The organism is Sorangiineae bacterium MSr11367 (assembly GCA_037157805.1).
GTDB lineage: Bacteria > Myxococcota_A > Polyangia > Polyangiales > Polyangiaceae > Pendulispora > Pendulispora rubella.
Genome location: CP089983.1, coordinates 12470997 through 12484654, shown reverse-complemented (window position 1 = coordinate 12484654; position 13658 = coordinate 12470997). Strand labels below are relative to the sequence as shown.

10 protein-coding genes are annotated in these 13658 nt (G+C 63.0%); 5 read left to right on the top strand and 5 right to left on the bottom strand.

Features of this window, described 5'->3' with window-relative positions:
- Window positions 1–54 precede the first annotated feature (54 nt).
- Together LVJ94_48545 and LVJ94_48540 are read left to right on the top strand one after the other, a co-directional pair.
- Complete coding sequence (locus LVJ94_48545; GenBank protein WXB04732.1) at window positions 55–1452, top strand: amidase family protein; 1398 nt, start codon at window positions 55–57, stop codon at window positions 1450–1452.
- A gap of 51 nt (window positions 1453–1503) precedes the next feature.
- Window positions 1504–1962 carry a RidA family protein gene (locus LVJ94_48540; protein WXB04731.1) on the top strand — a complete coding sequence of 153 codons (459 nt, stop codon included), beginning with the start codon at window positions 1504–1506 and terminating at the stop codon, window positions 1960–1962.
- Window positions 1963–2028: 66 nt separating this feature from the next.
- Here LVJ94_48540 and LVJ94_48535 read toward each other — a convergent pair whose 3' ends face one another.
- From LVJ94_48535 to LVJ94_48525, 3 genes are all read right to left on the bottom strand, one after another.
- Window positions 2029–2628 (bottom strand): hypothetical protein, encoded by a 600-nt coding sequence (locus tag LVJ94_48535; protein WXB04730.1) that lies wholly within the window; start codon window positions 2626–2628, stop codon window positions 2029–2031.
- Window positions 2629–2953: 325 nt separating this feature from the next.
- The gene (locus tag LVJ94_48530) at window positions 2954–4252 is read right to left on the bottom strand and encodes a hypothetical protein (GenBank protein WXB04729.1); all 1299 of its coding nucleotides are present in this window, start codon (window positions 4250–4252) and stop codon (window positions 2954–2956) included.
- A gap of 99 nt (window positions 4253–4351) precedes the next feature.
- Complete coding sequence (locus tag LVJ94_48525) at window positions 4352–4504, bottom strand: hypothetical protein (GenBank protein WXB04728.1); 153 nt, start codon at window positions 4502–4504, stop codon at window positions 4352–4354.
- Window positions 4505–4966: 462 nt separating this feature from the next.
- Between LVJ94_48525 and LVJ94_48520 the strand changes: the two genes are divergently transcribed.
- Window positions 4967–6049 (top strand): DUF5694 domain-containing protein, encoded by a 1083-nt coding sequence (locus LVJ94_48520; GenBank protein WXB04727.1) that lies wholly within the window; start codon window positions 4967–4969, stop codon window positions 6047–6049.
- 6 nt (window positions 6050–6055) lie between these two features.
- On the opposite strand, the gene LVJ94_48515 is transcribed toward LVJ94_48520, so the two are convergent.
- Together LVJ94_48515 and LVJ94_48510 are read right to left on the bottom strand one after the other, a co-directional pair.
- Window positions 6056–7099 (bottom strand): hypothetical protein, encoded by a 1044-nt coding sequence (locus LVJ94_48515; protein ID WXB04726.1) that lies wholly within the window; start codon window positions 7097–7099, stop codon window positions 6056–6058.
- On the bottom strand, window positions 7096–7923 hold the full coding sequence (locus tag LVJ94_48510) for a helix-turn-helix domain-containing protein (GenBank protein WXB04725.1): 828 nt from the start codon (window positions 7921–7923) through the stop codon (window positions 7096–7098). Before LVJ94_48510 ends, LVJ94_48515 begins: the two co-directional genes overlap by 4 nt.
- Window positions 7924–8066: 143 nt before the next feature.
- Here LVJ94_48510 and LVJ94_48505 point away from each other — a divergent pair, with 143 nt between their 5' ends.
- Both LVJ94_48505 and LVJ94_48500 read left to right on the top strand, forming a co-directional pair.
- Window positions 8067–10766 carry a KAP family NTPase gene (locus tag LVJ94_48505; GenBank protein ID WXB04724.1) on the top strand — a complete coding sequence of 900 codons (2700 nt, stop codon included), beginning with the start codon at window positions 8067–8069 and terminating at the stop codon, window positions 10764–10766.
- A gap of 137 nt (window positions 10767–10903) precedes the next feature.
- Complete coding sequence (locus LVJ94_48500) at window positions 10904–13624, top strand: protein kinase (protein WXB04723.1); 2721 nt, start codon at window positions 10904–10906, stop codon at window positions 13622–13624.
- Window positions 13625–13658 lie beyond the last annotated feature (34 nt).

Below are 13658 nucleotides of genomic sequence, written 5' to 3'. Positions count from 1 at the left end.
GGTAGCTTTCGTCCACCCGAACGAGCCTATGCTCGGCTTTCCACTGGAGGAGTCGTGACTGAACTCTGGCGTTTACCCGCAGCCGAACTTGCCCACCGCATTCGCAGCCGCGAGGTCTCGGCTCGGGAGGCGGCGGACGCCGCGCTCGATCGACTGGACGCGGTCAACGCGAAAATTCATGCCGTCATCGCGCACCGTCCGGAGTGGGTCCGGGCGCAGGCCACCCAGGTGGACGATGCACTGGCCCGAGGCGAGGATCCCGGCCCTCTCGCGGGCGTCCCGGTGACGGTGAAGATCAATGTCGATCAAGCGGGCTTCGCCACCACGAACGGCACGCGGCTGCAGGAAAACCTGATCGCACAAGCGAACAGTCCCGTGGTCGACAACCTCGTTCGAGCCGGCGCCGTGCTGCTCGGCCGGACCAATTCACCGACGTTCGCCTTGCGCTGGTTCACCAGCAATCAAGTCCATGGCAAGACGCTCAATCCCCGGGATCCATCCATCACCCCGGGAGGATCGACCGGAGGTGGGGCGGCCGCGGTGACGGCGGGCATCGGGCACATCGCCCTCGGCACCGACATCGGCGGGTCCCTTCGTTACCCGGCATACGCGTGCGGCGTCCATGGGCTGCGCCCCTCCTTCGGCCGGGTTCCCGCCTTCAACGCATCTTCGCCCGAGCGCCCCATCGGCCCGCAGCTGATGTCCGCCGCCGGCCCCATCGCGCGCACGGTGAACGATCTGCGTATCGCGCTCGCGGCGATGTCCGCGCCCGATCCCCGCGATCCATGGTGGGTGCCCGCGCCCTTGAAGGGGCCGGATCGACCACTGCACGCCGCGCTTTGTCTGCGCCCAGGAGGAATGCAGATTGCCCACGAGGTCGAGGCGGCGCTGAGAGAGGCGGGCCGTCGCTTGGCCGACGCGGGTTGGTCGGTCGAGGAGATCGAGGACACGCCCTTGATTCGCGATGCCGCCGACGTGCAGGAACGACTATGGCTGGGCGACGGGTTCGAAGCCTTCGCCGACGCCGTCGCGCGGGACGGCGATCCTGCCGCACTCGCCATCGTTGCGGCCGTCCGCCCCAGGGTCCAGGCCATGCCCGCCGATGCCGTCAACGGTTCGCTGGTGCGGCGAACCACGTTGACGCGCGAATGGCGCTTGTTCCTAACGCGATATCCGGTCCTCCTGCTTCCGGTTTCGGGGGAATTGCCATTCCCCGACGACCTCGATCTGAAGGGGGAAGAAGGGTTTCGACGCGTGTGGGAGGCTCAGCTCACGATGAGAGCCTTGCCAGCGCTGGGCTTGCCGGGCCTCACCGTATCGACGGGCATGGTCGGCTCCGTTCCGGTCGGTGTGCAGATCGTCGCGGGTCATTTCCGTGAAGATCTGCTGTTTCGTGCGGGCGAGGCCATCGAGGCAGGAGGGACGCCGATCTCGCCCGTCGATCCTGTATGAAAGAGAAGCGGGTCGCCATGCCCGGATAACCGACGATGGAGAGTCAACGAAATGTCCGTTTACGATAAGCTCGAGGAACTTGGCATCACGCTTCCCGCAGCCGGTGCTCCCGCTGCGTCCTACGTCATGAGCGCGCAGACCGGGAAGACCGTCTTGCTGTCAGGTCACATCGCCAAGCGCGATGGTCGCGTCTGGGTTGGAAAGCTCGGCCAGACGATGACGACGGAGGAAGGACAGGCGGCAGCCCGTGCCGTGGCCATCGATCTCATCGCCACCCTTCATGCGCACACCGGCAATCTCGATAAGATCAGCCGCATCGTCAAGGTGATGAGCCTCGTCAACTCCAGCCCCGAGTTCACCGAGCACCATCTCGTCACCAACGGTGCCTCCGAGCTGCTCGCCGCCGTCTTTGGCGAGCGTGGCAAGCATGCCCGCTCGGCCTTCGGCGTCGCGCAGATCCCACTGGGCGCCTGCGTCGAAATCGAACTCACCGCCGAGGTCGAGTCCTAGGCAAAAGCAAGCGACCCGGGAGTGGACCCCCTGGGTCGCTTACTTCCGCTTCGGCGCCGAGGCTCCTCAGTGCAAGTGCATACGGAAGGAGCGGATATTGTTATCCAGGTCGGGGCCGACGTCACCAATCGCGAGTTCGGCGGCGTGGGTTCCCCATCCCACCCAGTACCCGGTGTATTTCGTACCTACGAACGCCGTGATATCGTTGCACGAGTTGAAGCCTTTGAAGGACGAAATTCTCGAGTACCAGTTCGCGCCAACGTCGCTAACGCCGTACCCAGCCGAGTCGCACGGTCCCGCGTTGCCGTAGATGGCTCGTGACTCGCCGCCAAAATATGGGTGTTCGTACCAAATCATCAGAAGGGTGCTCGCGGCAGGATTCAAGGTAAAGTCCTTCTCGTCGGCGACGCACTCGTCGGCGGCGACACGGGACTCCGTTTCACCCGGTTCCAGCTTTTCGAGCACGACACGACAATGTCGACCGGACACCTGGTGGGTCGTATCGGTTTGCAAAGGCAAATCGGCGACGTTCTGTCCTTCTGCGCCCATAGATTCGTCGTTTCCGACGCTCGAGCCGCAGCCAATGAGGCATGTAGAAGCCAGGAACGTCGCCATTGCGAATCGGTAAATCATGATAAGTCTCCTCGAAGTATCCTGAAGTGTCATTTATTAGGATGAGGTGATCACACGGAGACGCATGGACTACGCGCGGCTCCGACGTGGACGTATCAAGCTTGATGCCGACGCAACATTCTTGGGAAATTCGGCGAACAAGGCACCAGCGAATTCACGAGTGTACCGGGGCCAATGGGCTTCGCCGATACAGTGCATGAAATGTTCGCGGTCATCCATGTACCAAACCAAGTATCGCGGGCGGTACGCTCGGTACGTTTGGTACAGGGTCCTAACGAAGAACGAGAGCTCCGCCGGTCGCATCGTTCCCGGCGTTGCACGTTGCAACATGCAACGTCATGGCATGCAACATTTACGGCTATTGTCGCGTCTCGCGCTTTGGCGTGCCCTCGAGTGCGGAGTTGCATCCGATGGGCGGCGGCGGTAGGGCGCCTTCCTTCGCGATGAACGCGTGCGTGCGCCCGTCTGCCGCCTCGGCGTCTCCCGCAATCTGGGCGCGCTCGCTCATGGCCGTGACGGTGCTGGTGAAGCCGCCGAGATTGCCAAGGCTCGAAAGCTGTCGCGTGGCCGAATTCCACACGAAGGCTTCGTCCATACCGCGGTCGTTTTGCGCCGTGCCACCGATCAGGCCATCGTCGCCGATGGCGAATGCACGCGTCGAGGCGCCTCCGAGTGTGCCGAGGTCGGTACCTTGCTGTGCCGCGCCGCCCCCATCGACCGGTTGCCAAACGAACGCGCGCGTGAATCCTTTGTTCGTGACGTAATTGCCCGCAATGGTACCGGCCGCATTCATACTGCGTACGGAAAGCTGTGGAGGCTCCGCAGCGCCAAGGACATTGGAAAGGACGACCATATCGGTACCGTTCGAATGCCACCGGACGGCCACACTCCCATCGACGGTGACGCACGTGCCCGCCACTTGCCGTTGCTTGTCGATGGCGGCGGGCAAGCAGCCGAACGTCCCTTCGGGGATGGGCAACTCGGAAATGGGGTACGAGGGAGATGCCGGGGTCCAGCGTACGCCGACCAATCCCCTCAGGGGCAAGTCACAAACGGCGACGATGGCGGGTGCTTCCTCGTCGGTCATGTCGGTGATGCGGCACGTTGTACCTTTTATCCCTGGCCTTGCAGGGGGTGACGAGTCGGAAGGATCTGGAAGAACGGTGGCCGTTATCGCGCCCGCCGTCCAAATCACCGGATGCACCGTGCCATCCTCGGCCACACTCCCGCCAGCAATGGTCCCGCGTGGATTGACGAGGGTCGCGAAAGACTGCACGTCGGGATACCGCGGATGGAGTCGCTCGGCCGGACCATTCGGCAGCGATGCCCAGCGCACGGCGATGGTCTCGCCTTCATCGCCGAATTCGCACTTCCCAACGGCGACGCCCGCATCGTTGATGGCGGCGACTTCACATGGACGGCCTTGCTCGAGCGGGCGCAGTTCCACGGGTTGCGCACTCGGCGCCCAATACGTCGGCACGAGGGTACCGTCGGAACGTTGGCATTGGCCCACGACGGCGCCGGCTTCGTTGACGCCTTTGGCAACGCAGTCATGATGGTCCAGCAAGCCGATGTCGACCATTCCAAGCGACCCCGTCCCTGAATTGGCCCCGAGCGCCGCCGAGATCCCAACGACATACTTCGCCTTGGCAAACATGAGCTTCCCCCCATCTCAAGCGATGACCGGTCGCGGAAGGTCGTTCCAGGTGGGCTCACGAAGCGGCAGACCAACCGCGACAACGAGGTCCTAGCCCCTTCACGCCGCGCGCAGCACCCGCATGATGTGGCGCACCCGTTCGAGATGCTTGCGGCCCTCGGGAAGATTTCCCGCCATGCAGAGTCCCGTAAACAATAAGACGACCACGTCGCAAACCGCGTCGGGGTCGACGGTGCTCTTCTCCGCTTCCACGTTCTTCTTGATGAGACGCTTCAGCGCTTCGGTGCACGAGGTAATGCTCGAGGCAGGCGGTGAAGAGGGCCTCCTTGCTCTAAGATGCCCATCTCTTGATCGAGACCCCCGAACAGGTTTTCGCGGAATACGCGGCGCCAGTTGCTCCGCGAGTCGCTCAACGTCGTTGCCGCGGCCCAAGCTCTCCTACCGGGAGGTGCCGCTGCCCTTCCGGGCCCCACCGCGGAGATCCATTCGGTTCCTCCGGCATACCGCAGTTGAGCGCTGGGTTGATCGAGTGAGGGCCGTGGCGCCTGGCGCCGCGGCTCGGACGGCGCTTTGCGAAGGTGTCCCCGCAACGATGGCCGCACGCACGCGATGCCGGCGGGCGCCGCGCGGGGCCATGCGCAGAGAATCACAACTGGCTCGCACCGGCGACCTGCGCTAAGTCGCACGGTGGATCCTTTCTGAGGGGAGCAAAGCATGTTCGGGCGCAATGCCGTATTGGGCTTATTGGCGCTATTGGCCCTTGGGTGCACGAACGCCGACATGGCCCGGCCCCGGGTCGACCTGTCGGTGCTCGATGAGGGCATGGCCGGGCCGCGCACGCAGGTGCTGGTGCTGGGCTCGGTGCATCTATCGCAGCTGCCCGAAGGTTTCAAACCGGAGACGCTGGCGCCCGTGATCGACCGGCTGGCCGCCTTCAAGCCCGATATCATCACCATCGAAAAGCTTTCGGGCGAAGCCTGTGATTACATCGCGCGTCATCCATCCATGTATCCGGATGGAATGCCGCGGTACTGTCACGGGACCGCGACGGTGAAAGCCGCCACGGGCCTGGACGTGCCCGCGGCGATCGCCGAGGTGCGCAAGCTGTCGAAGGATTGGCCGGCGAAGCCCGCGCCGGAACAGCGCCGGCGGTTGGCGATGCTGTTCTTGGCCGCCGACGACGATGCGTCGGCCCTGGTGCAATGGCTGCAGCTGCCCGCGGCAGAACGTCGTGCCGGCGACGGCTTGGACGACGCGCTGGTCGCGTCGCTCGAAAAACTCGTGACGCGACGGAACGAAAGCTATCAGATCGCCGCGAGTTTGGCCGCCCGGTTGGGGCTGCAACGCGTATACGCCACGGACGATCACACCGGCGACTACGTCGATGTCGATGCGGCCGAAGATGAGACGCTCTGGAAAACGGTGCAAGCGGCGTGGAAGGCGGCCGAAGCAAAGGCGGCGCCGATACACCAGCAAGAAGAAGCTCTCACCAAGCGCGGCGACATGCTGGCGCTGTACCGCTTCATCAATCGCCCTGACGTGCTGCGTACCGTCATTCAAGCGGACTTCGCCGCCGCATTGCGCGACCCCTCGACGCAGCATTACGGACGGATGTACGTCACCGGCTGGGAAGTGCGTAATCTGCGCATGGTCGCCAACATCCACGCGACCTTCCGAGAGCGGCCCGGCGTGCGGGTGCTGTCGATCGTCGGGCGTGCGCACAAACCCTGGTTCGACGGCCTGCTGGGGCAGATGCAGGGCGTCGATATCGTCGATTTGCAGCAGGTGCTGAAATGATCGCCGTCAGTTCGGGAGCGAAGCCACCATGGCGGCGACGGCCGCGTCCATGGTCACGCGCCCATCGAGGTAGGGCTGCCATTCGCGTTTCAGTATTGCCAGCGATGGGTCGTTCTCACCCTGAAAAAGCCGAGACGCGGGCCGCTCCGCAAACGGTACGTAGGACGGTCCGAATCGATCGCGCGCCAGGTGGCCCGCCGTATAGAAAATAAGGTCATGCCAAAATCGCGGAGGAAGCTTCCGCCCCTGCCCCTTGGCCGATGCCTCGAGTTTCTCCTGCACACGGCCAACGAGGAGGTGCGAAGCTTCGTGGAAGACCATCTCGACTCCGGTATCGCCCGTGAAGTTCGGGTCTTCGCTCGAGAGCGTTATCTGTGCCGCGTGGGGGGGCGTATAGGGAGGCTCCCCCTGCGTGAAGCCACCGAAGGGAGGCACGGCGGGCGTGACTTCGACGTCGATCGAGTCCGTCGGCAACGGCATGCCGAACACGGCGACGAGCCGATTCGCGAACCACGCTCCGTGGGCGGCGAGGAGCGGCCGTATCCCTTCGATGTACGCCCGGTCTTTTCGCTCGTGTTCCGGCCAGAAGTGCGTGCGATAGATCGGCCCCGCCAACAGAAGACTTCTGCGCCATTCTTCGTTCAGATCGGTGGTCGTGGGGGGATTCTGCGATGAACTGACCGCGAGCAGCGCCGGCATCGCACCGACGAAATGGTCAAAAAGGTTGTGCGTCGTGAAGTGCGAGTCGTAATAGGCGATGGCCTCATGCCATTGCGCGGCGTCCGACGGACCGAGGGTGTCGGTCTGCACCACATGACGGTTCTTGAGGCTCTTCGGGCCCTCCCAGAGCGGCCGCGGAACGAGGGCCTCGTGGAGCAATACTTGATTGAGGTTCGCCCAAAAGTCGACGTGGAATCGAAACAACGGCGCCGCCTCGCTCGACGGCGGGGCCGCGCGGCTGTTGGGGGACGACGAATTGCGAGATGTGCACGCGGCGAGCGCAGAGAGCAGCACGACGGCGGAAAAGGACCGTACAGGCGACAGAGTCATGGCTTTGCAAGTTGGGCACGCGTCCCAAGCTGCGTCTTGAACGAATCGGCAGCACGCAACGGATGGTGCGCGCCGCGCGCGAGCCACTGGCGAGGTGTCTCGCCCAACAGGGCTTGGATCTCGCGAACCAAGTGAGGCTGATCGGAGAACCCTGCATGTGCCGCAACCCCTGCCCAACCGAGCGAAGGGCGAACGGTTTGGAGCGCACGGTAAAGACGCAGAATTCGTAGTACCCGTTTGGGTGAGAGCCCGATGACCTCCAGTGCTCGCGCGTGCAACGTTCGCAGGGGCATCCCGAGAGCGTGGGCGGCCGCGGCAACGGAGGACGATTGGGCCATGGCGATGAAGGTCCGATTTCCTCGCCCAGCGCGTGCCTTGCTGCGCACGAGGCCGAGAAGGGCGTCCAGCACGACCTCGGGTTCCGCATCGTGCGCGCGTTCGAGGGCGTTTCCCGATCGGCCCATGACGTCTTCGAGGGGAAAGGCACGGTCCGTGAAAGAGCTCGCGCGCTCACGCATCATGTCGGCGAGAACACCCGGCCGAAGCCGGACGCCGAGGGTGAGTTGCCGACGCGAAACGTCGATATCGACGAAGGTCGATCGCGCGCCAACGACGCTCGCGCGCGCCGTGCCCTCGCGAGTTCGCACCACGATGAGATGTGCACTCGGGTCGGGAACGATGCGCGAGGAGCCATGCGGCGCGAGCTCGTCGCGCAGGACGAAGGAAGACTCGACGATGTCTGCGAGATCGGGTGGCGGCGGCAGAACCCTTGTATGCCAGCGACCAAAGCCACCCTGATCGAGATTCACCACACCTGTCGGCATACTCCCCGGTACGCCATGGCGCAACGTACGCAAAGGAGCCGCTCGACGTTGCCCCTGCTGCGGCGCGATCGGCCGCCCAGAATGGGGCTGTCCAAGGAAGCGCGGATTGACAGCCGGAGTAGGGGTGCCGAAGCTTTGGGGCGGTGAGTACGACGGCCGCCGCGGATCTTCCCGAACCCGAGGACCAGGAGCTCCACGACGACGAGCGTCGCTTGTTCGAAGCCTTACTGGATGAAGTGCGCCGCACGAGATGGTTTCCCGAGCGCGCTCGGTTGGTTCAGCCAACGCTCGTGGAGACGTTGGAGCGTCTGGAACGACGCAACTTTCTGACACGCTTCGAAGACCGAACGATGTGGACGCTCGCCGGGCTAGTGGCCATCCCCGACGAGGACGTTGCACTCGCCAATTTTGCACTTGCCGAGCTTGGACGCATCGGCGCACTGCTTCGATGGGCGGAAGAGCACCACCGGCATTTCGCAGCAACGAACGTTTTGCCCGCGCGACTCACGATGGACGAGGTTTCCGGCGATCTCGGGTGGGCCGATCCGTACGAGCTGATGCGGGCGGTGGCGGCGATCGCCCACGAGAAGGGCAGATTGTCCGCCCTCCGGTTGAATGCCGAGGGCCGCGGTTTCGTCGATGTCGATTTGGGCCAGATCCTGTATCCGTCTTGGCCACTCCGAGGTTGGAACGAGCGAATAGCCTCGGCGGTGTCGAAAGCGTCCGAGACGACGATCTACAGCGGCGGCAGCGAGGTGTGGACCGGCCCATCGCTCGACGAAATCCCCGCGAGCGAAGACGCCGTGCAGGCGCTTCATATCGCGAGGCGACTGGCCATGACGCGGGAGCCGCAACGCTTCACGTCGAGCTGCATCTTCTTCGGTCTCACTGAGCATCCTCGTGCCGGCGTGGAAGGATCCGCGCCACACCTTCTGCGCGAGCACCTGCACCTCCAGTCGGGCGAATCCAATTATCTCGCGGTTCGCGATCGCCTTTTTCCCCATGCAGATCGGGCCCTTTCGAACGAGGCGACGCCGAATATCCGGCCGACGCCGCGCGCCGCTGCCATTCTGCAGCGCGCGCAGGCTGTCGCCAAAGCTACGACACGCGAAAATAGCATTCACCTCCGCCACCTCCTCGCAGCGATCCTCGAAGAGGCAGAGTACGTTCCGTCCTCCCCCTCCGGTCTGGATGACTTGGTGAGCGACCTTCGCCTCGATGTCGTGGAGCTTCGGAAGAAGCTGCTCGCGTGGCTTCCCGGCAACGCTCCGGGCGACGACATGGACGCGTGGCACGTCCTCGACGGAACGAACGACGCGCGGGTCGTCGAAGAAACCGATGCGGAAAGATTCTGGTCCATTCACCGCTCTCCCTTGAGCGATATCGCCACCCGCGAAGACTTACTGGGCTTCTCGCCCTACGTGAACGCGGTCGCGAGCTTTCTGCAACACCCGGATACGAAGCCGCCGCTCACGATGAGCGTCGAGGGAAAGTGGGGCAGCGGAAAGACCTCGTTCATGTTGCAACTCGAGGATGCACTCAAGGCGAAGTCGACGCCCGCGGAGGACACTCCCGTGATCGTCCGCTTCGACGCGTGGCGGCACGCAAAGAGCGAAGAGCTGTGGGCCACCTTCGCCGTGCATTTCCTCGAACAGGTGTCCCGCCAGCAGACCATGTTGCGACGCCTGCGGGGTGACGCCATTCTCTTCTGGCGGCGGATCAAGTGGCGCGAAGCAAGGCTCGAGGTGGGCCGTGCCATCATCGTGGGCATCGTCGCGGTCGTACTCGTCCTGATCTTGTCCCTTTTGGCACATCGTCATTGGAGCGAGCTCGGTCCCGCGCGCCAGCTGGTCACCGGCCATGCGAACAAAACGCTGCTCGACGAAGGCTTGGGTGCCCTCATTCTTTCGGGAGGCGGACTTGGTGCCTTCGCGCTGATACTCGCGACACTCATCCAAGTTAAGACTCTCGCCGGCGGCGTGGTACCGCTCGACGCAAAAAAGCATATCGCTTCACCGGATTATGATCGACGCGCGGCATTTCTCGATCAATTCCATGACGACTTCGCCAAAATCGTCGAGGCTTATGTTGGTCATCGACGCGTCTACGTTTTCGTGGACGATCTGGATCGTTGCGAGGTCCCCACTGCCGTCGATCTGATGCAGGCACTCAACTTGATGACGGCCTGCGCGCCCAAGGTCATTTTCATCATCGGAATGGATCGCCAACGAGTCGCCGCCGGCGTGGCCGCCAAGTATGCTCCCTTGATACCTTATTTGGGCGCCTCCACCGCAGATATTGCCTTCGGGTTCGAATTCCTCGAAAAGTTCATTCAGCTTCCATTGGAACTGCCACGACCCGACGAAGCGGGTACGCGTTGCATGCTGTGGCAAGCCTGGTCGGGCGATCGGATGTGTCCCCTGCCTCCTCCGTCCGGCGAGCTCTCAGGGGTAAACGACTTCGCACCATCGTCGCAACGGAATGAGACTCGCGAGCCGTCCGTGAGCGGGATGGCACGCCGGTCGCCCGCTCCCGTCGCGGCCTCCGCGGAACAAGACGCTTTCAACTCCGCGATATCGACCGACTCTCGACAGGTCCGCGACATCACCTTGGCCGCCGCGCGCGCATTCGACTTCAACCCGCGCAAGGTCAAACAGTTTCTCAATCTGTTCCGTCTGCGCGCGTTCATCGCATGGCAAACGGGCCGGCTCGAGCTCGGAGGATCCGCCCGCGAAGGCCGTATGACCTTGTCCCAACTCGCCGATCAGACGGCCCTCACCCTGCGTTGCCCGATGCGCGACATGGCCGCGCCCGTTGTTGTTGAGACAACGTCCGCTCGATGACATGCGGCATTCTTGGCACTTTAATTGCCGGTTGTAGTTGAGGATTACTGTAGGACACACATCGCTCCCCAACGGGGAGAGCACGCGTTGACACCGCCGTACGCAACACGGATCATGCCAAGATCGGCGAGTATTCCATGTTGTCGTCACCCCACGAGCCCATTCGTCAGAAGGCACGCGCTCGCATCGGAACGATGGTGGGGGAGAAGTATCGAATCGATCGGCTCATTGGTATCGGGGGTATGGCGGCCGTCTATGCGGCGACGCATCGCAATGGATACCCCGTAGCCATCAAATTTCTCCTCGAGCATCTGCTACATGACGCGCAGATCTACCGACTCTTCAGTCGCGAGGCGTACATCGCCAACGCCGTGGAGCATCCTCTCGCCGTTCCCATCCTCGACGATGGGGTCGACGACGACGGATGCGCGTTCCTCATCATGCCGCTGCTCCATGGCACGAGCTTGCAGGCTCGATGGGAGGGCGCCAACAAGCGTTTGCCTCTGATCGAGGTGTCGGCCGTGATGCTGGACGTGCTCGACGTTCTGGCAAGTGCACACGCCAAGGGCATCCTTCATCGCGATATCAAACCAGACAATATTTTCATTACCAACGAGGGTAAGGCTCGCGTTCTCGACTTCGGCATTGCGCGCCGCGCGGATGGGCAAGGGAGCGGGACGCTTACGGGACAACTGGTAGGAACGCCCGCGTTCATGGCGCCCGAACAGGTGATGGGCGATCGAACATCACTCGGATCACCGAGCGATTGCTGGGCGGCGGGTGCGACCATCTTTACGCTGCTAACGGGCAGTCTCGTTCATCCCGCCGAAAGCGCAGGAGCACTCCTGCTCGCGGCAGCCACGCAGCAGGCTCCCTCCGTCGGAGCCGTGAGGCCTGACTTGCCTTCGAGCGTCGTGCGATTCGTCGACAAGGCGCTCGCATTCCGTCCTTCCGACCGTTGGAGTTCGGGGCTTGAAATGCGCGATGGCTTGCAAGCGGCGCTGCACGAAGCCTTGGATGGAGACGTCGCGGACACGCTTGCCCGTGCCCGGGCGGGGCTCGCAGCGGAACTCTCGTCGAACGGCAACCTCGCGGCCACCACGGGTGATCCGAGACCGAATGCGTTCGATCACGAGCTTCGACGGCCGCGGGCGGAGATGGGCCGCGACCGATGGAGCCCTCGTGGAACCCCCGCGACGGGCGCGCAGCGCGCTCGTCGACTGCTCGGGTCCCTCGGGCTTGCGACGCTCGCGATCGTTTCGACCGTGGTCCCATTTGCCATCGCGAATCGCCCGTCGCCCCCAGCTCCGACGAGCCAACCTATGGACGCGGCGCCGGTGGAAATGGCTCGCAGCGATGTTGCGACGACCGACCCCAAAGCGCAGGCCGCATTCGATATGGGCATTCAGCAATGGCACGACGCTTCGCGGTACGCAGCGATCGGGAGCTTCGAGCACGCGCTCGAGATCGATCCACACTTCGCGGCCGCACACCTGTTCCTTGCCGCGATTGACATAGGGGCTTCCGTTTATGACAGACGCACCCACCATCAGGCCGCCACCGAGCAGCGCAATCAACTTAGCGCCAGAGATCGCGCATTGCTCGACGCATTCGGACCGGCCATCGCCATTCCACCCGACTACAAATCGTACCAGGAGCGCCTGCAGCACGTACGGGAACAGTTTCCGTCGGACTGGATCGTCGCGAATTTTCTCTCGCGAGTTTACATTATGAATGGCGAGCTCGCGAGAGCGGACGAGCTCGTAAAACGGCGCTTGGAGGATGACCCGTCGGAGGCACAGGCGTGGCTGCATCAAAGCGCGATTGCGATCCACCTCCGCGATTTCAAGGGGGCCGCAGCATCTCTCGATCAGTGCATCCAGCATTCGACCCATTCGGACTTTTGCCTTCACCGAAAAATGATGAGGGAGCTTGGCAGCGGCCAATGTCGCGAAGCCGAACAACATGCACGAGTGTTGGTGACACTACCCAACGCGAGAGATTTCTGGACCAGTGCCCTTGCCAGCGCGATCGTCGGCCGCGGTGGGTCGATCGATACCGCGCGCGAATTGTTCGACAACAACGCTCGGCATCCCACGGGGCAATACCTCAATCTTTCTATTTTGTCCGGGTCCTTCGATAAGGCTCAACGCAGGTTGGATGCGATCGAATCGAATGCGCGGGACGATGCAAAAGCGCAATATCGTGAATACACGGACGATATCAGGATAGGCGTCCTGATGGAGCTCGGCGAGTATGACAAAGTCAGTCGCCTTGCCCCGAGCTACGCCATGAAATACGACGCTCGACCCACCGGAACCTCGAGCAGAACCAAGATTCACCTTCTGACGTTTCAATATCTGGCGGGAGGGCTCTCGCGAGATGCATTCGGCGAGCATCGAAAGACGTGGCTCTCGGAAGCACGGTCGGACGTGGAGGTCGAAAACCTCGAGCAGTGGATGCTTGCATACGGTGAGTCAGCCAAAACACGAGACGATGCCAACGATGCCCTGCGCATCCTCCCTGAAGATGCAACGGAAGAAGGACTCGATTTTTCAGGCAGGTTCACGGTGGGCCGTGTGTACCTTCTCAGCGGCCATGCCGAAAAGGCCATCCCATTTCTCGATCGTGCGGCGAGCGCTTGCTACGCGGTGATCTTTCCGCTCGAGCATACCAGCGCGAACCTGCACCTCGGATTGGCCCGGGAGCAGATCGGGGATGTGGCCGCCGCGTGCGCTGCGTACGAGGTCGTCCTGAAACGGTGGGGGAAGGAGCCTCGCAGCGTGTCGGCGCGGCGCGCTCGAGAACGATATGGCGCGTTGGGCTGTGCGAAACACGGAGCTTCGCCTACGCCGTGACATTTCCATGACCTGGACGTGCGATGGTGAAGGG